The organism is Streptomyces sp. NPDC059994, from assembly GCF_042737755.1.
GTDB lineage: Bacteria > Actinomycetota > Actinomycetes > Streptomycetales > Streptomycetaceae > Streptomyces.
Genome location: NZ_JBHWUR010000052.1, coordinates 33,075 through 49,887 on the forward strand (window position 1 = coordinate 33,075; position 16,813 = coordinate 49,887).

General features: G+C 72.5%; 21 protein-coding genes and 2 pseudogenes. 15 read left to right on the plus strand and 8 right to left on the minus strand.

Translation table 11 applies throughout. The features are described 5' to 3' along the window. Positions 1-73: 73 nt before the first annotated feature. From ACFWA7_RS23990 to ACFWA7_RS24015, 6 genes are read left to right on the plus strand one after another with little or no spacing between them, the layout of a single operon-like run. On the plus strand, positions 74-250 hold the full coding sequence (locus ACFWA7_RS23990) for a hypothetical protein (protein ID WP_385541478.1): 177 nt from the start codon (positions 74-76) through the stop codon (positions 248-250). Then, positions 247-708 carry an MrpF/PhaF family protein gene (locus tag ACFWA7_RS23995; RefSeq protein ID WP_385541476.1) on the plus strand — a complete coding sequence of 154 codons (462 nt, stop codon included), beginning with the start codon at positions 247-249 and terminating at the stop codon, positions 706-708. Before ACFWA7_RS23990 ends, ACFWA7_RS23995 begins: the two co-directional genes overlap by 4 nt. Next, on the plus strand, positions 701-961 hold the full coding sequence (locus tag ACFWA7_RS24000; RefSeq protein ID WP_385541474.1) for a Na(+)/H(+) antiporter subunit B: 261 nt from the start codon (positions 701-703) through the stop codon (positions 959-961). Before ACFWA7_RS23995 ends, ACFWA7_RS24000 begins: the two co-directional genes overlap by 8 nt. Continuing rightward, a complete protein-coding gene (locus tag ACFWA7_RS24005; RefSeq protein ID WP_385825113.1) occupies positions 958-1,716 on the plus strand; it encodes an MnhB domain-containing protein in 759 nt (252 codons plus the stop codon). Before ACFWA7_RS24000 ends, ACFWA7_RS24005 begins: the two co-directional genes overlap by 4 nt. A 22-nt stretch (positions 1,717-1,738) precedes the next feature. Further along, positions 1,739-2,086 (plus strand): sodium:proton antiporter, encoded by a 348-nt coding sequence (locus ACFWA7_RS24010; RefSeq protein WP_361378109.1) that lies wholly within the window; start codon positions 1,739-1,741, stop codon positions 2,084-2,086. After that, positions 2,083-3,831 (plus strand): complex I subunit 5 family protein, encoded by a 1,749-nt coding sequence (locus ACFWA7_RS24015; RefSeq protein WP_385825116.1) that lies wholly within the window; start codon positions 2,083-2,085, stop codon positions 3,829-3,831. Before ACFWA7_RS24010 ends, ACFWA7_RS24015 begins: the two co-directional genes overlap by 4 nt. A 587-nt stretch (positions 3,832-4,418) precedes the next feature. Here the strand turns inward: ACFWA7_RS24015 and ACFWA7_RS24020 are convergent. Next, a complete protein-coding gene (locus ACFWA7_RS24020; protein ID WP_385825118.1) occupies positions 4,419-5,384 on the minus strand; it encodes an LLM class F420-dependent oxidoreductase in 966 nt (321 codons plus the stop codon). Positions 5,385-5,516: 132 nt separating this feature from the next. On the opposite strand from ACFWA7_RS24020, the gene ACFWA7_RS24025 reads away from it, so the two are divergent. Beyond that, complete coding sequence (locus ACFWA7_RS24025; protein ID WP_385541466.1) at positions 5,517-5,744, plus strand: hypothetical protein; 228 nt, start codon at positions 5,517-5,519, stop codon at positions 5,742-5,744. A 93-nt stretch (positions 5,745-5,837) separates the two neighbouring features. Then, a complete protein-coding gene (locus tag ACFWA7_RS24030) occupies positions 5,838-7,088 on the plus strand; it encodes an MFS transporter (RefSeq protein WP_385541464.1) in 1,251 nt (416 codons plus the stop codon). Here ACFWA7_RS24030 and ACFWA7_RS24035 read toward each other — a convergent pair. Next, entirely contained in the window at positions 7,076-7,672 is a 597-nt protein-coding gene (locus tag ACFWA7_RS24035) for a TetR/AcrR family transcriptional regulator (RefSeq protein ID WP_385541553.1), read from the minus strand. The genes ACFWA7_RS24030 and ACFWA7_RS24035 overlap by 13 nt on opposite strands. Positions 7,673-7,852: 180 nt before the next feature. Between ACFWA7_RS24035 and ACFWA7_RS24040 the strand changes: the two genes are divergently transcribed. Both ACFWA7_RS24040 and ACFWA7_RS24045 read left to right on the plus strand, forming a co-directional pair. Continuing rightward, a complete protein-coding gene (locus ACFWA7_RS24040) occupies positions 7,853-8,029 on the plus strand; it encodes a hypothetical protein (RefSeq protein ID WP_385541462.1) in 177 nt (58 codons plus the stop codon). Positions 8,030-8,046: 17 nt separating this feature from the next. Next, on the plus strand, positions 8,047-8,811 hold the full coding sequence (locus ACFWA7_RS24045; protein ID WP_385825120.1) for an alpha/beta fold hydrolase: 765 nt from the start codon (positions 8,047-8,049) through the stop codon (positions 8,809-8,811). A gap of 23 nt (positions 8,812-8,834) precedes the next feature. Here ACFWA7_RS24045 and ACFWA7_RS24050 read toward each other — a convergent pair whose 3' ends face one another. The 4 genes and pseudogenes from ACFWA7_RS24050 to ACFWA7_RS24065 all read right to left on the minus strand — a co-directional run bounded on the left by ACFWA7_RS24050 (position 8,835) and on the right by ACFWA7_RS24065 (position 10,602). Continuing rightward, positions 8,835-9,380 carry a GNAT family N-acetyltransferase gene (locus ACFWA7_RS24050; protein WP_385541551.1) on the minus strand — a complete coding sequence of 182 codons (546 nt, stop codon included), beginning with the start codon at positions 9,378-9,380 and terminating at the stop codon, positions 8,835-8,837. 180 nt (positions 9,381-9,560) lie between these two features. After that, positions 9,561-9,920: pseudogene (locus ACFWA7_RS24055) on the minus strand (IclR family transcriptional regulator C-terminal domain-containing protein); the annotation flags it as partial. 71 nt (positions 9,921-9,991) lie between these two features. Further along, a complete protein-coding gene (locus tag ACFWA7_RS24060; RefSeq protein WP_385825122.1) occupies positions 9,992-10,111 on the minus strand; it encodes a helix-turn-helix domain-containing protein in 120 nt (39 codons plus the stop codon). Positions 10,112-10,338: 227 nt separating this feature from the next. After that, positions 10,339-10,602, minus strand: a complete 264-nt coding sequence (locus ACFWA7_RS24065; protein WP_385541457.1) for a UBP-type zinc finger domain-containing protein — start codon at positions 10,600-10,602, stop codon at positions 10,339-10,341. A 127-nt stretch (positions 10,603-10,729) separates the two neighbouring features. Between ACFWA7_RS24065 and ACFWA7_RS24070 the strand changes: the two genes are divergently transcribed. Further along, positions 10,730-11,002, plus strand: a complete 273-nt coding sequence (locus ACFWA7_RS24070; RefSeq protein WP_385541455.1) for a DUF1876 domain-containing protein — start codon at positions 10,730-10,732, stop codon at positions 11,000-11,002. A gap of 289 nt (positions 11,003-11,291) precedes the next feature. On the opposite strand, the pseudogene ACFWA7_RS24075 reads toward ACFWA7_RS24070, so the two are convergent. After that, positions 11,292-11,759, minus strand: a pseudogene (locus ACFWA7_RS24075) (class I SAM-dependent methyltransferase); the annotation flags it as partial. A 254-nt stretch (positions 11,760-12,013) separates the two neighbouring features. Between ACFWA7_RS24075 and ACFWA7_RS24080 the strand changes: the two are divergent. After that, positions 12,014-12,751 carry a class I SAM-dependent methyltransferase gene (locus tag ACFWA7_RS24080; protein WP_385825124.1) on the plus strand — a complete coding sequence of 246 codons (738 nt, stop codon included), beginning with the start codon at positions 12,014-12,016 and terminating at the stop codon, positions 12,749-12,751. A gap of 104 nt (positions 12,752-12,855) precedes the next feature. Here ACFWA7_RS24080 and ACFWA7_RS24085 read toward each other — a convergent pair whose 3' ends face one another. Beyond that, on the minus strand, positions 12,856-13,218 hold the full coding sequence (locus tag ACFWA7_RS24085) for a cupin domain-containing protein (protein WP_385541452.1): 363 nt from the start codon (positions 13,216-13,218) through the stop codon (positions 12,856-12,858). Between the two features lie 334 nt (positions 13,219-13,552). On the opposite strand from ACFWA7_RS24085, the gene ACFWA7_RS24090 reads away from it, so the two are divergent. The 3 genes from ACFWA7_RS24090 to gcvH all read left to right on the plus strand — a co-directional run bounded on the left by ACFWA7_RS24090 (position 13,553) and on the right by gcvH (position 16,549). Further along, positions 13,553-15,076 (plus strand): chitinase, encoded by a 1,524-nt coding sequence (locus ACFWA7_RS24090; RefSeq protein ID WP_385825126.1) that lies wholly within the window; start codon positions 13,553-13,555, stop codon positions 15,074-15,076. Between the two features lie 170 nt (positions 15,077-15,246). Then, positions 15,247-16,023, plus strand: a complete 777-nt coding sequence (locus ACFWA7_RS24095; RefSeq protein WP_385825127.1) for a vWA domain-containing protein — start codon at positions 15,247-15,249, stop codon at positions 16,021-16,023. A gap of 142 nt (positions 16,024-16,165) precedes the next feature. Next, on the plus strand, positions 16,166-16,549 hold the full coding sequence (gene gcvH, locus ACFWA7_RS24100; RefSeq protein WP_385825129.1) for a glycine cleavage system protein GcvH: 384 nt from the start codon (positions 16,166-16,168) through the stop codon (positions 16,547-16,549). The last annotated feature ends 264 nt before the right edge of the window (positions 16,550-16,813 follow it).

Genomic DNA, 16,813 nt, shown 5'->3' on the forward strand with positions numbered 1-16,813 from the left:
CACTCCATGCGACGCGGGTGCGCCCGAACGGGTGCGCCCACCGGTTCCTGACTGCTGTCGAGGTGATGTACGGATGGGTCGAGCGGCGGCCGTGACCGCCGAACTCCTCGCGTGGTGGCTGCTGCTGATGGCCGCGTGGCTGGTGTTCATCAGTACGGTCGACGCCCTGGAGGGGCTCGTCGGGGCGGGGTGCGCCCTGCTGGCGGCGTTCGCCGCCTGCGCGGCCCGGCGGGCGATGAGCGACCGGTGAACGGGTGGCTGTGGACCGCGACGGTACTGCTCGCGGCAGGTTTCGGGCCGGTCGTGTGGGCCGTCGCGTCCGGGACGGTGGGGCGCCGGGTCGTCGCCCAGAACTTCGGCACATCGGCCGTCTGCCTGGTCATGCTGCTGCTCGCCCAGGGCTACCAGCGGCCGTCGTACACCGACCTCTCCCTGGTGCTCGCCGTGCTCGGCCCGGTCGGCACCCTGGTCTACGCACGGCTGCTCGCCGACGACCTCTCCCCCCGTCCGCCGCACACCCGTGTGCTGACCGTGGTGGCCTCCCTGGCCACCACGGCGGTGGTCGTCGCGGTGTGCGCGGCCACGGGACCGGGCCGGGCCATGGTGAAGCTGCTGGTGACCGGGGCGCTCCTGGTCGCCGGGAACGTCATCGCGTCCCGGGCGGTGTCGGGCGGTTACCAGAACGCGGAGGCGGCATCCCATGGCTGATGTGCTCACCGTCCTCTCCCTGTTCCTCGTCGCCGTGGCGGCGACCGCGGCGGTGGCGGTCCGCGACCCGGCCCACCAGGCGCTGGTGCTCGCGGTGCTCGGGCTCGCCCTTGCCGTCCTGTTCACCGTCCTGCAGGCGCCGGACGTGGCCCTGTCCCAGCTCGCGGTGGGCTCGGCGTTCACCCCGCTGCTGATCCTGCTGTCCGTACGCAAGGTCCGTCGCCGGGGCCAGGAGAAGGACGGCGGCCGGTGAGCCGGCGGCTGCGGATGTGGGTGCTGGCGGTGGGGAGCCTCGGCGTGGCCGTGCTGCTCGCGGCCGCGTATCTGCGGCTGCCGGGCTTCGGCGGCGACGTCCACCCGTACGGGGAGCGCGCCGTCAAGGCCTCCCTCGCCCGCCGCACCTCCAACACCATCGCGTCCGTCAACTTCGACCAGCGGGCCTTCGACACCCTGGGCGAGGAGACCATCCTGTTCGCCGCGGTGCTCGGGACCGTCGTCCTGCTGCGCCAGACCCGCGACGAACACCATGTGCGCCCCGCCCCCGAGAAGGTCGCCGCCGCCGTCCGCCGCTATGCGCTGATCATGCTGCCGGTCGCGCTGCTGACCGGCCTCTACGTCATCGCGCACGGACAACTGAGCCCCGGCGGCGGCTTCCAGGGCGGCGTGGTCGTGGCGACCGCACTGCACCTGCTCTACATCGGGGCGGACTACCGCTCTCTGGAGCGGATCCGGCCAGTCGGGCTGTACGAGGTCGGGGACGCGGCGGGCGAGGCGGCGTATCTGATCCTCGGCGTCGCGGGACTCGTCGGCGGCTCCGCGTTCCTCGCCAACACCCTGCTGCCGTACGGCACGTTCAACACCCTGGCGTCGGGCGGGACCGTGCCGCTGCTGAACGCGGCGGTCGGCATGGAGGTGGGCTGTGCGGTGGTGGTACTGCTCGCCCGCTTCCTCGACCAGGCCGTGGAGATCGAGAAGAGCACCGGAACCGGGAAGGAACGAGGGGAATGAACGGGGGCGCGAGCGCGCGGTGATGTCCGTACTGCCGTATCTGGTGGCCGGCTGGATCTTCCTGGCGGGCTGCTACGGCCTCGCCACCAGCCGCCATCTGGTCCACGCGGTGGGCTGTCTGGCGGTCTGCCAGTCCTCCACGTACGTCCTGCTGCTCGCCGTGGGCTACCGGGACGGGGCCACGGCGCCGGTCCACTCCGATCTGGCACCGGGCTCGCGGCCGGTCGTCGACCCCGTGGTGCAGGCGCTGGCCCTCACCGATGTCGTGGTCGGGGCGACGGTGACCGCGCTGCTGCTCGCGCTGGTGATGCAGGTGGCCAAACGCCACGGCACGGTGGATCCCGACGAGCTCTCCGAGCTGCGCGGATGAACCATCTGCTGCCGCTGGTCGTGGCCTTGCCGCTGCTGGGCGCCGCCGCCCTGGTGGCCGCAGGGCGCAGACTGCCGCGGGTCGCCGCCGAGTCGATCGGCGCCTGCACCGCGGCGGCGACGGCCGTACTGGCGGTCGTCCTGCTCGTCCGCTCCTCGCCCGGCGCCGAGGAGTGGGTCGGCGGCTGGCGCCCCGAGGACGGCGCGAGCGTCGGCATCGTCCTGGTCGGGGACGGCCCCGGCACCGGGCTCGCCGCCCTGGTGTCCGTCCTCGTCGTCGCCGTGCTCGTCTACTCCTGGCATTACTTCGACGAGCCGCCGCGACGCCACGCGGGCTCCTTCCCCGCGCTCGTCCTGCTCTTCCAGGCGGGCATGTGCGGCTTCGCGCTCACCGGCGACCTCTTCAACGCGTTCGTCTTCTTCGAGCTGATGAGCGTGGTGGCGTACGCCCTGACCGGCTACCGCGTCGAGGAGGCCAAGGCGGTCCAGGGCGCGCTCACCTTCGGGGTGGTCAACTCCCTGGGCGCGTACGCCACGCTGACCGGCATCGTGCTGCTCTACGCCCGCACCGGCGAACTCGGCATGCGGCAGATCGGGGCGCGCCTGGACGCGCACGGCGGGCCGGACGCACTCACCCTGGCCGCCTTCGCCCTCGTCCTGACCGGCCTCCTGGTGAAGGCGGCCGCCGCGCCGTTCCACTTCTGGCTGCCCGACGCACACGCGGTCGCGCCGACGCCGGTGTGCATGCTGCTGTCCGGGGTCATGGTGGAGCTGGGGGTGTACGGCACGTGGCGCGTCCACACCACCGTCTTCGCGGGACCGGGCGGGCTGCCCGCGCCGGACGCGACGCGCGCGCTGGTGGTGCTGGGCACGCTGACCGCGCTGGTCGGCGCGGTGATGTGCTGGCAGCAGCGCCACATCAAGCGCCTGCTCGCCTACTCGACCGTCGCCCACACCGGGCTCTTCCTCATCGGTATCGGCCTGCTGCGGCCGGAGGCGAGCGGCGGGGTGGCGCTGTACGTCCTGGGCCACGCGGGCGCGAAGGCCGCCCTGTTCGCCTGCACCGGCATCCTGCTCGACCGCTACGGCAGCGTCGACGAGCACGAACTGCACGGCCGTGCCCGGAAGTTGCCGGTCGTCGCGGTCCTCTTCACGGTGGGGGCGCTGGCTCTCGCGGGGCTGCCGCCGTTCGGCACGGGACTGGGCAAGTCGGTCGCGGAGGAGGCGGCGGGCGGCGGCTTCACCGTGCTGTTCGTCGCCGTGTCGGCCATCACCGCGGGCGCCGTCCTCAGGGTGGCCGCCCGGGTTTTCCTCGGCCTGGGGCCCCCGCCCCTGAGCGAACCGGCGTACGAGACGAGCGGCGAGGACGAGGAGCCGGAGACCGAGGGCCGGATCGGGCGGGTGCCCGCCACCATGACCGGCGTGCCCGCGGTGCTGCTCGCCGGGTCGCTGGCGACGGGTCTGGTGCCGGGCCTTGCGGAGGCGACCGGCCGGGCGTTCGGCGTGGAGGCGCACCACGCGCCGCACTGGAACCCGCCCGGCGTACTCCTCGGGCTCGCCTCGGCGGTGCTGGCGGCGGGCCTCGCCGCGGCAGCCGTACGCGGCCAGGCGCGCCCCGAACCGTACCGCTGGACCGAGCCGCTGCGGCGGCTGCACTCCGGCCACATCGGCGACTACGTCGCCTGGCTCCTGGCGGGCACCGCCCTGCTCGGCGCGCTCGCGCTGCCGGGCATCCTCACGGGCTGACCGCGCCCCGCGGGCATCGGGGTCGGCCGAACGGGTACCCCGCCGCGGCTCCCCGACGCCGGGGCCCGGGCTCCGGCGGGTGAGTCTGGGAGCGGTGCGGCCGCCAGGGCCGCGGACGGCAGACACGAGTGGAAGCCCCATGGGCGTGCGCGAGCGGTTCGGCGACCGGCCCGCCCGGCACGGCGCCCCCCGCGCACTGCCCTGTCTCTCCGCCGCGACCGCGACCGCTACTGCCGCCGGAACGGCCCTGGCCGTCGGGCTCCCGCACGAGGTGGCCCCGGCCCGGTGTGCGGCGGCGCCGGCGGCGCTCGCCGAGACGGCCGCGACCCGGGCGGCCCGGCGACGCCTCGGCATGGTCGCCGAGACCTGGCGCGAGGGCCGAGCCGGGGCCCTCCTCCGGGCGGCCCGCACCCTTACCGCCCGCGGCGCGGTCGGCTCGGTACTGGGCGGGCGCCGGCGTGCGGTGGCCGCGCGAACGGGCTCGCGCTGCTCGCGGGCTCGGCGTGTACGCCGCCCGGATCGCCTCGGCCGAGAACCCCGGGTACACCGTCCTGCCGCCTCGGGCCCGGCTCGGCCCCGAGGCGGCGTCACAGCTCGCGCAGGGCGGGCAGTAGCTTCGTCTCGGCCCAGTGGATGAAGGGGAGTTGGTGCTCCCCGCCGATCTGGACGAGGGCGACCTCGGTGAAGCCCGCGTCGACGAACGGGCGTACCGCCTCGACGAAGGCGGTGACGTCGTCGCCGCACGGGATGGCCTTCGCCACGTCCTGCGGGGTGACGAACCGGGTGGCGCCCTCGAAGCCGGACGGCCCCGGGAGCTCCGAGTTCACCGGCCAGCCGGAGCCGAACCAGCGGAACTGGTCGTGCGCGCGGGCGATCGCCGCGTCCCGGTCGGTGTCGTAGCAGACCGGCAGCTGGCCCACGCGGGGCTTTCCGCTGCCGCCGTGCCGGTCGAAGGCATCGAGCAGCTCCGACTTGGGCTCGGTGGCGATGACGAGGTCGGCGGAGCGGCCCGCCAGGGCGCACGAGCGTTCGCCGGAGACGGCGATCCCGATGGGCGGCAGCTCGTCCGGCAGATCCCACAGCCGTGCGTTCGCCACGTCGAAGAAGGCGCCCTGATGGTTGACGTTGCCGCCTTCGAAGAGGGCGCGGATGACGTCGACGGCCTCGTCCAGCATCTCCAGGCGGACCTGCGGAGAGGGCCAGCCGGAGCCCACCACGTGCTCGTTGAGGTTCTCCCCGGAGCCCAGGCCGAGGCGGAACCTCCCCTGGGACAGCAGCTGCATCGTCGCCGCCTTCTGCGCGACGACGACGGGGTGGTAGCGGACCGTCGGGCAGGTCACGTACGTCATCAGCGGAATCCGCGCGGTGGCCTGGGCGGCCGCGCCGAGCACGCTCCACGCGTAGGACGCGTGTCCCTGGGATTCCAGCCAGGGGAAGTAGTGGTCGGAGGTGACGGAGAAGTCGAAGCCCGCGCGCTCCGCGGCGACCAGGTCGGAGACGAGGGCGCGGGGGCCGGTCTGCTCGGTCATCATCGTGTAGCCAATTTGCACCATACGTCACCCATTACCTGGCTCCTCCAATCGAAAACATCACTCTCGTCACCCCCCTCCCCGCCACCTCGATGTTTTCGATGCGCGTCCGGGGCTACGCGGTCCAGCGGACCCGTCCGCCTTTGAGGAGTCGTCGTGGTCATCGTGGCCGTACTGATCCCGCCCCTGATGCTGGGCGCGCTGCTCGCCCTCGCGCGCTACGAGGAACGCATGTTCGGCGACCCCGGGGCGGTACGAAAGCGCGGGCGCCATCTGCACGCCGTACCGAAGGGCAGCACCAAGGCCCTGCCCCCGCGGCTTACGCCGCACACCGAACACGGCCCCGCCGCCCGCCACCGCCGCAGGCCCCGGGACGCGGCGTGATCCACCGACCCCCCGGCGGTCGGCAAATGGCCCACTCACACCCATGGGAAATGGACCAGAGGAAGGGGCCACCAGAGCCATAGTGTCCAGTGCATGACGACCAGAGCGGTGTCCCCCACAGGCCCCCGGCGCCTTCTCGCGCTGGCCCAACTGACCAATTCCGTCGGCGACGGCGCGTACCTCGTCACCTCCGCCCTGTACTTCACGCGCGTCGTCGGCCTCGCCCCGGCGCGCATCGGCCTGGGGCTGACCCTCGCCTGGGCGGTCGGCTCGGTCGCGGGCGTACCGCTCGGACGGCTCGCGGACCGGCGCGGGCCCCGGGGGACGGCGGTGCTGCTCGCCCTGGCTACCAGCGCGGCGGTGGCGTCGTTCCTGGTCGTACGCTCCTTCGTACCGTTCCTCCTGGCCGCCTGCCTCTACGCCACGGCCCAGTCGGGGCTGTCGGCGGCCCGTCAGTCGCTTCTCGCCGGGCTGGTGGCCGAGGGGGATCGGACCGCGACACTGGCGCGCCTCCAGGCCACGCTCAACGCGGGGCTCGCCGTGGGCGCGGCGCTCGGGGGCGTGGCCCTGCACTCCGGTACGACCGGCGCGTACCTCACGGTCTTCGCCCTGGACGCGGCGAGCTTCCTGGTGTGCGCGCTGCTGCTCGCACGGCTCCCCCGGGTCGCGCCCGTGCCGTCGCCCACCGGCGGGCCCGGCGGCCCGACGGTCCTCAGGGACCGCCCGTACGTCGTCGTCGCGCTCCTCAACACCGTGCTGCTCCTGCGGATGCCGCTGCTCAGCCTGGGGATTCCGCTGTGGATCACTCAGCGCACGGCCGCACCGGCGTGGCTGGTATCGGCGCTGTTCGTGCTCAACACCGGTGCGGTGATGCTCTTTCAGGTGCGAACAGCCCGGAACGTCAAGGGACTTGAGAGCGCCGTGCGGGCCGTGCGCCGTTCCGGCGCGGTGATGCTGGCGGCCTGCGCGGTCTTCGCCCTGTCGGCCGCGGGCGACGAACCGTGGGTGGCCGCCGCGGCGCTCGTCGGCGGCTCGGTGCTCCTGGTGGTCGCCGAGATGCTGCACTCGGCGGGCTCCTGGCAGATCGGCTTCGATCTGGCACCGGCCGACCGGATCGGCGAATACCAGGGCCTGTTCGGCACGGGCGTCACCGTCGCCCGCACCCTGGGCCCGCTCCTGCTGACCGCGCTCCTGGTGGACTGGGGCAGCCCGGGATGGCTGCTGCTCGGCGGGATGATCCTGGTGGCCTCGTACGCGATGGGCCCCGCGACGCTCAGGAGCGCGCGCCGGGCCGTGCCCGCCGCCCCGGCCCCCGCCCGCGTCCCCTCCGGTCAGTCCGGCTGAAGCGAGCGCCAGACCCGGTCGGGCAGGATCCGGTACGCCTGGGCGAGATCGATGTCGTACGTGCTGGACAGCCAGCGGCGGGCGGTTTCGGCCGGGGGCCCGAGAATGAGGACGTCGATCAGGGGCGAGGGGAGGGGCGCGATCTCGCCGGCCTCGACTCGGGGGCCCAGCCAGGCGGCGATGGCGGCCAGCTTGTTCGCCTTGGCCCTGCGGATCTCGTCGGCGTGCGCGGCGAGGTAGCCGGAGTAGGCGGAGGCGTGCAGGAAGAGGGCGACGTCCGGGTGCTCCTCGGTGAAGCGCAGATAGCACTGGACGAGCGCGCGGACGCCGGTGCGGGCGGTACGCGCCCGGGTGAGCACGGCGGTCATCTCGTCGAACAGCTGCTCCATGCACCGGGTGTAGAGAGCGGCGGCGAGACCGTCGAAGCTGCCGAAGTGGTGATAGAGGCTGCCGAGGCTGACCCCGCTGGCGCGCGTGACGGCACTGACGGTGAATCCCTGCTGGCCCGACTCGGCGAACACCCGCAACGCGGCGGTCAGCAGGCGGTCGATGGTGACCTCACCGCGCTGCTGCCTAGGCGACATGACCGGGCCCCGCTCGGTGCGTACCGTGCCCGCCGCGTCGACCTCGGGCGCTTGGGGTGCCCCAGGGGGCACCGATCGGGATGCTGTCTGCCATGACGGCAACCCTAGCGTAGCAATCTGTAGAAAACTGTTCTAGAAATCGACTCCTCAACGGGCGCCTCACCGACCACACTTGACCGTATGACTCGACGCCCGACCGGCGAACAGCCGGAGACCGACACCCCCACCGAGGACGGCAACCGGGATGACTTCTGGTGGCCCGTGGCCACGTTGCCGACGGCAGCCGACGGTACCGAGGCACAGAATCCGGCGGACTACCGTGCGGCCGGAAAATTGGGGCGTGCGGCGCGCGTGTGATCATCTACTGTGGCCCGGTGATTCTTTCCCATGATGTGGTCGGAAGCGGCCCCGCAGTGCTCCTGCTCCACTCCACCGTCTGCGACCGGCGGATGTGGGACCCGCAGGTGCCCGCGCTCGTCGGCGCCGGCTACCAGGTCGTGCGCTGCGACTTCCGGGGCTTCGGCGAGACGCCGATGCCCGACCGGCCGTACAACAACGCAGAGGACGTCGTCGCCCTGCTGGACTCGCTCGGCATCGAGCGCACGGCGCTGATCGGGTCTTCCGGCGGCGGCCGGGTCGCGCTGGAGATCGCGGCCCGCCGGCCCGAGCGGGTCACCTCGCTGACGCTGCTCTGCACCGCGCTGGCCGGACACGAACCCAGTGCCGAACTGGAGGCGTTCGGCGACCGCGAGGACGCGCTGATCGAGGCCGGTGACATCGCCGGGGCGACCGACCTCAACGTGGACGCCTGGGTGGGCCCCGACGCCGACGCGGCCGCCCGCGAGCTGGTACGCCGGATGCAGCGCAACGCCTTCGACGTCCAGCTGGCCGCCGAAGAGGAGTTCGGCCAGATCAAGGTCGAGCCCGACCTCTCCGCGATCACCGCCCCCACCCTGCTCGTCTCCGGCGACCACGACTTCGCGGACTTCCGGCAGATCGCCGTCCACCTCAGCACTCTGCTCGCCGATGCCCGCCACCTCGAACTCCCCTGGGCGGGCCATCTGCCCGGCCTGGAGCGCCCCGACGAGGTGAACCGCGTACTCGTCGACTTCCTGCGCGAGACGCACGCGGCGGTCTGAGCGCGGGTGGAGCCCCGGCGCCGTCAGCCGCCCGCCGCATAGCAGCGGACGGCCACCCTCTGCCGGGGCCCCCACTCCTGCTCGACCTCGGCCAGCAGCTCCCAGCCCAGGCGTTCGTACAGTGCCGTCGCCGCGGTGTCGGAGGCCACCACGTCGAGCACCGGATGCAGACCGCGGGCACGGGCCTCGCTCACCGCCCGGGCCAGAAGCAGCCGTCCGAGCCCGTGGCCGCGCGCCTCGGGAGCGACGAACAGCCGGCTGACCACGGCGGTCGCGTCGCGGCTCACCCCCGTGCGCGCGCTCCAAAGACCGGGCGCCACATCCCCCGTACCGCTGAGCGAGAGACCGACATGACCGGCGACTCGGCCGTCCAGCTCCGCCACCCAGGCCGAGAGGAGCGACGGCTGGGCTAGCCAGTCGCCCGGGCGGTCGGGCCAGTTCACCGGGTAGCCGTCGTGCTCGTGGACGGCGGCGAGCGTGTGGACGCACGCGTCGAGGTCGTGATCCGTTCGGGGGCGTACGTACGGGGCCGGGCGGGCGCCGGACAGGTCGGTGTTCTCGCTCTTCACCGCGTCATGGAAACACGGTCCGGGGCCGCGCCCCCACGATTTTCGGCGGCGACCGTTTTCGGCGGCCACCGCGCCCGTGCCCCAGAGTTGCCACGCCTGCGGCATCCGTACCGGATTCGCGCCGATCATGCGGGCCGCACGGCGCAGCGGTTCGCCCGCGCCGGCGAGCAGACGGCGGTCGAGGACGGACCCGGCGAGCGCGGCGACGACCTGTCCCGAGGGGGCGCGGACGGGCGCCGCCAGACAGGCCACCAGCACGTCGGCCTCGTCATGGTCGACGGCCGTGCCCTGCTCGCGCGCCACCTCGATCCCTCGCCGCCGGCGCGCGGCGCGGTGGCCCTCGGACGGCGCCGCGGCCGGTCCGCCTGCCACCAGGACCACCTCGGCGGCGCTCCCGGGCGGCAGGACCACGCCGGCCCACAGCGGGAAGACGTCGTCCACTTCGCCGGGCAGCGCGGCCACTACCAGCGGGCTCCCGGTGCCCGGCGCCGTCGCGCTGACGCCGGCGCGGGTGGCCGCGGCGAGGTGCCGCAGCGGCACGGCGGCGGCTGTGCGCAGCGGCCGGCCGGGGCTCCAGGCCCGCCCCGGCCGGACGATCGCCGGCCTGTGCGCTACCGGCCCGGCCGGCGCTCCACCGCGTCCAGCACCACGAGCTGGTCGAGCATGCGGTGCACGGTGGTCTTGGACGGCCCCGCGCCGGCCGCCGGCTCGCGCAGTCCCCCTTCCCCCACCCGCGCCGGCGCCTCCAGCAGCGAGAACGCGCCCTCCAGCACCGCTCGCCCCGCCGCGCCACCGTCTCCCCCGGGCCGAACCGGTCTCCGTCCGTACTCCACTGCCCCCGTCGCCGTGACGCCCGTCCATCGTCGAACCACGTGCCCGGCGCCCGGTATCCCCAACGTTGGGTACGGCGCGGCACGTTGTTCAGGTGGTGGGATGGTCGACGGCCCGCGCCCCGACGTCAGACCAGGGCGTCGTGGACGAAGCACCAGCGCCAGTCCTCGCCGGGTTCGAAGGAGCGCACAACGGGGTGCTCCTCGCTCGCGGCGTGCGCGCGGGCGTGGCGCAGCGGGGAGGAGTCGCAGCAGCCGACGTGGCCGCAGATGAGGCAGAGCCGCAGATGGACCCACGGGGAGCCCAGGCGCATACAGTCCTCGCAGCCTTCCGGGGTCCGGGGCACCACGTCGCGGATCATGGCCAGATGCGGGTCGGGCTCGCTGGTCATCGCGTCCTCCGGGGTCTGGCATCCATGGTAGGAACGCCTGGCGGCCGCCGCACCCCGGCTCCGCGTCGCGGCCGGGGCGCCGCGGAGGGACCCTGGAGGTACGGGCGAGTCCTGGAGGTGATCCGTCATGACCACACTGGTCGGGTGGCATGTGGAGCTGGAGTTCTCCGAGGTCGGGGACCGCACCAGCGCGGTGGGCCTGGTCAGACTCGGTGACGGCACCGAGGTGAAGGGGCACGGCTACGCCATGCGCCACCCCTCGGACCCCGAGCAGCTGCGGGTCGGAGAGGAGATCGCGGGCTCGCGGGTCCTGATGGACCTCGCGTCCCAGCTGTTGCAGAAGGCCCACATCGAGATAGACGAGGCATCGGGGCACCGGTCCCGGCCGCTGAACCGCTGACGGTGCCGCCCGCCACCGGTCCCGTCCACCTACGGCGGGCCACGGTGACGAGCTCGCGGCTGGAGTCGGTCACGGGGCCGCCGTGCCAGTCTCCGTAGCGGGCCTCGATGTCGAACCACGCGTCGTCGAGGAAGGCGTCGAGCGTCGTGGCGTCGAGGAAGCGCAGGGTCGTACGGTCGACGCGGAGCACCGTGCCGTCGGCCCCGGCCGTCGTCCCGGTGAAGGTGACGAGGTCCCCGACGACGGCTTCGACCTCGTACCAGACGCGCAGCTCGCGCCCGGCGGCGTCGACGACCTCGGTCGCGTTCGCCGGGTTCCACTCCTCCCACGCGCGTGCCCGGGGATGGCGGGTCTCGAAGGCGAAGCGACCCCCGGGGCGCAGCGCCGCGTGGATCGCCGTGAGCGAGGCCCGCAGGTCGTCGTCGCCCACGAGGCACTGGAAGGCGTGGCTGACCATGGTCACGAGGTCGAACTCCCCCTCCCACCGGGCGTCCGCCGCCGTTCCCTCGACCCACTCGACGTCGGTACGGAGCCGGGCCCGGGCGAGCGCGGCCCGGTCCGGGTCGAGGCCCACCAGGCGCCCGGTGTGGCCGTGTTCGCGCACCCGGTGCAGCATCGCGCCGGTACCGCAGCCGACGTCCAGGACGGAACCCGCGGCCATGACGAGCCCGTCGTAGTACGCGTCGGCGGGCCATCGTGCGGGGTCCCAGGGACTGAGCAGGTCGTAGAGTGCGGCGGCATCGTCGTCCGAGAACATCGCGCCAGTATCGGCTCACCCCGAACACCGGCCAACTGGTTTTGAGAATCCCCGCCCAACCGCCTCGGCAATCCCCCCCGAGAAGGCCGCGGGAAGGCTCTGGGGCGGCATCGCGCCCCCACCCGCGGGTGGGACCCTTTCCATGATCATGAAAGGCCCTCAAGCGGCCGCCCACGGCCTCCCCACACCCCGCCTGATCTGGCCTTTCGTGTCCGTCATACCTACGATCACGGGACAGGGAAAGGGGGGACCGGATGGACCGGAACATCCGCACCATCGACGACGTGCTCAAGCTCATGGACGGCCTGTTCGCACCCGAGGCCGACCGCTGGACAGCCGGCGCGGCGACCTGGTGGGACGAGTTCTACGCGGACCACACCAAGCCGGTGCCGTTCTTCGTGGCGAAGCCGGACGAGAACCTCGTCTCGTATCTCGACCGCGGGCTGATCACTCCGGGCCGGGCGCTCGATCTGGGCTGCGGGCCGGGCCGCAACGCACTCCACCTCGCCGCGCTGGGCTTCGAGGTGGACGCGGTCGATCTGTCCCCGGGCGCCATCGACTGGGCCGAGGAGCGCGCCAAGGAGGCGGGGGCCGACATCCGGTTCCACCGCGGTGACGCGTTCACGCTCGCCGACACGGTGCTGGCCGGCCCGTACGACCTGGTCTACGACTCCGGCTGCTTCCACCATCTGCCGCCGCACCGGCGCATCAGCTATCTCGACCTGCTCGACCGGACGCTGGCGCCCGGCGGCCATCTCGCCCTCAGCTGTTTCGCGTCCGGGGAGATGGGATCCGAACTCCCCGACGGCGACTTCTACCGCCAGAACGGCCTCCATGGCGGCCTCGCCTACACCCCGGAGTCCCTGCGCTGGATCTTCTCCGACCTCGCGGAGGTCGAACTGCGCCGCATGCGCAACGAGCCACCGGACTCCCCGCGCTTCGGTGAGCCGTTCCTGTGGACCGCACTGTTCCGCCGCGAGGCAACGGCGTAACGGACAGACGGAAACCGGCCGTTCGCGCGGCAGTCGCGACGCACCGCGCCCCCTCCAGGCGGAGGAGGCGCGGTGCGTACGCGTGTGGGGGTGGGTGCGTGCGGCTACCTCTTGGCGTAGTCCGAGAAGCCCATCCAGTCGACGACGACGCACGGGGTGTCGCCGAGGACCCAGGCGTCGTGGCCGGGCGCGACGTTCATGTAGTCGCCGGGGCCGAAGTCCTCTTCCTGGCCGTCGTTCATGACGACTTTCATGCGGCCGGAGACGACATAGCCCGCGTGGGCGACCAGACAGCTGTCGGTCTGCGCGATCGGCTTGACGTGCTCGGACCACTTCCAGCCCGACTCGAACGTGGCCCGGCCGACCTGCCCCCCGCCCACATTGACCAGCTCCAGGCGCCCCTTGCCGTCCTCGAACGGACGGACCTCCTCCGGCGCATCGAAACTCTTCCGTACGAGACCGGCCATGAGCGCTTCTCCTTGGGCGGCGGGCGGGTGTGAACGATCGACGGTCCGAACGTACCCACGGCGGCGGGGGGCTGCGAACGGCATGGGGCGTACGGGTGACGCCGCCGGGGCACCGCGCCGCCCCGCACCACCTCTCCCCCGAAATTCCCACGGCCAGTGGTCCAGTGCGCCGCATCCCCGGTGACCAACGCCGCAGCCGCCCATCCCCCGAAATTGGTCTAGTCCTATTTTGGTCCAGTCCATTGACATGTCTCTGATCGCGGAGATATCCCCTATCCAACACCGCCGCGCCCCACGGGAATTGGCGGACGCCCCCCTCACACCTTGGACGGACATGAGACGCATGCGTACCCTCCGCGCGGTCCTGACCGCGACCGTCACCGCCGTGGCCACGGCGGGCCTCACCGTGCTCGGCGGTGGCTCCGCCCAGGCCGCGACCCCTCTGCCGGCCCATGTCTTCGCCCCCTACTTCGAAGCCTGGACCGGCGAGAGCCCCGCCGCGCTGGCTGCCCAGTCCGGCGCGAAGCACCTGACGATGGCGTTCATCCAGACGGCGTCCAAGGGCTCCTGCACGCCGTACTGGAACGGCAACAGCGGTATGCCGATCGCCTCGTCCACCTTCGGCAGCGACATCAGGACCATCCAGGCCAACGGCGGGGACGTCATCCCCTCCTTCGGCGGCTACACCGCGGACACCACCGGCACCGAGATCGCCGACAGCTGCACCGACGTCGGCCAGATCGCCGCCGCGTACGAGAAGGTCATCACGACCTACGACCTCTCCCGCCTCGACATGGACATCGAGGTCGACTCGCTGGACAACAGCGCCGGCATCGACCGGCGCAACAAGGCGATCAAGCAGGTCCAGGACTGGGCGACGGCCAACGGCCGCAAGGTCGAGATCTCGTACACCCTCCCCACCACCACCTCGGGTCTCGCCTCCAGCGGCCTCGCCGTGCTCCGCAACGCGGTGAGCAACGGGGCGCGTGTCGACGTCGCCAACATCATGACGTTCGACTACTACGACAACGCCTCCCACAACATGGCCAACGACACCCAGACGGCGGCCCAGGGGCTGTACAACCAGCTCGCCCAGCTGTACCCCGGCAAGACCTCGGCCCAGCTGTGGGGCATGATCGGCGTCACCGAGATGCCGGGCGTCGACGACTTCGGGCCCGCCGAGACGTTCACCCCGGCCAACGCCACCCAGGTCTACAACTGGGCGGTCTCCAAGGGCATCAACACCCTCTCGTTCTGGGCGCTCCAGCGCGACAACGGCGGCTGCCCCGGCGGCGCGGCCGCGGACAACTGCTCCGGTATCCAGCAGAACACCTGGGACTTCAGCCACATCTTCGAGCCCTTCACCTCGGGTACCACTGCTCCTTCCCATGACTTCTCGGTGACGGCCTCGCCCGCCAGCGGCTCGGTGACGGCGGGCAGTTCGGCCACCACCACGGTCAAGACGGCGGTCACGGCGGGCCAGGCGCAGTCCGTGAACCTCACCGTCAGCGGCGCCCCGGCCGGGGTCACCGCCTCCCTGAGCCCCACCTCGGTGACGGCGGGCGGCTCGTCCACGCTGACGGTGTCGACGACCTCGGCGGCCGTGTCGGGCACATACACCCTCACCGTGACCGGCTCCAACGCCTCCGCCGCTCACTCGGCCACGTACACGCTGACCATCACCGGCGGAAACGGCCACCAGTGCACGGCCACGCCGTGGAACGCCACGTCCGTCTACACGGGCGGTATGCAGGTGTCGCACAAGGGCCACCACTGGAAGGCCAAGTGGTGGACGCAGGGCGAGGAGCCCGGCACCACCGGTGAGTGGGGTGTCTGGCAGGACCTGGGGGCCTGCTGAGCACAGCGCGCGTGATGGGGTGGTGTCCGGCACGGAGTCCCGTGCCGGACACCACCCCGTCGGGCAACCGCGTCGGGCACACACCCTTCCCAAAACGCCGCCGCCTCCCCCACCCTTTCAGCCTGATGTCCGCGCAACGGCGCGGGCAACTCGGCGGCGGGGGTGGGGCGATGCCGGACGCTCCGGCGACAGACGGCTGGGCTGTGGACATCGTGCTCTGCATCGATGTGACGGGCAGCATGTCCCCGGTCCTGAAACAGGTGAAGGAAGGGGCGCTGTCCTTCCACGGGCGGCTGAAGGCCGTGATGGCCCGGCGCGGGATGGACATCGGCCGCATGCGGTTACGGGTGATCGCCTTCCGCGACTTCGGCGCGGACCGCGACCGCGTCATCGAGCGCACCTCGTTCCTCGATCTGCCCGAACAGGACGCGGAGTTCGCGGAGTTCATCGCGGGGCTCAGGGCGACCGGTGGGGGCGACGTCCCCGAGTCGGGCCTGGAGGCGCTCGCGCTCGCGGTCCGGTCGCCCTGGTCGGCGAGGAACGAGTCGAGCGACGACCGGCGGCACATCGTCGTCCTCTTCACCGACGCGCCGGCCCACCCCCTGGGCAGACACACCCCTCGCCGGCGCACCGCCAAGTCCCCCTCGGCCCGCCCGCCGTGGTGGTCGCCCCGACGCGGGGCCGGAGCGTCCGCCTCCCCCGAGGACGTCGACGTCTACCCGCGCAGCCTGGACGAACTCCACGACCAGTGGGGCCGCGAGGGCCAGGACGGCGCCGTGATGGACCAGTCCGCCAAGCGACTGCTGATCTTCGCGCCGGAGCAGAAGCCGTGGCGCGACATCGCGGAGACCTGGGACAAGACCCTGTTCGTCCCCTCGGTGGCGGGCACGGGGCTCAAGGAGATCGCCCTGGACGAGGTCATCAGCACGATCGCCCGCAACCTGTGACGGTGTGTTTCTTCACATCTCCCCGGTGTCCAAAAACCGTCTCCCAACGGCCGCCGGACAGGCAAGCTGCTCTAGTGATCGTCCGCCGTGGACGGTACGTACGTGTGCCGAGTGTGCCGCGTGTGCCGAATGGAGCCCGAGCATGTCGAACATTCCCACCGACCTGCGCTACACCTTGTTCCACCAGTGGGTCCGAGACGAGGGCGACGGCGTCCTCGCGGTGGGCCTCACCGACTACGCACGGCAGGCCCTGGGCGACATCGAGTTCCTGGAACTGCCCGACGCCGGAAAGACCGTTTCCCGCAAGGAGGCCGTCGGCACGGTGGAATCGGTGAAGGCGGCGAACGACATCTACGCGCCGCTCGCCGGCGAGATCGTCGCCACCAACGCGGACGCCGTCGCCACCCCGCAAACGGTCAACACCGACCCGTACGGAGTCTGGCTCTTCAAGCTGACCCCGGCCCAGGACGAGCCGACGGACGACCTCCTCACGGCGGAGCAGTACCAGGCGGCTGTCGGGGGCTGAGCGCGGCCGCAGGACTGGTGGGGAGGCAGACGTGGACTGGGGCACGCTCGTCGCCACGTTCAGTGGCGGGTCGATCGCGATTTCCGGGACCGTGCCGGCCGACTGTCTGCGGCATCGCCGGGAGGGCGAGCGCGGGGGCGGGGCTCGGCGGCGTGCGGTGTATCCGGAGTTCACGGGACGGGAAGGACCGCTGCCCCGTGTGCCGGGAGGCCGGGGCAGCGATCGCGGGAGCGTGAGCGTACGGTCGCCGGCACCGGCACGTGC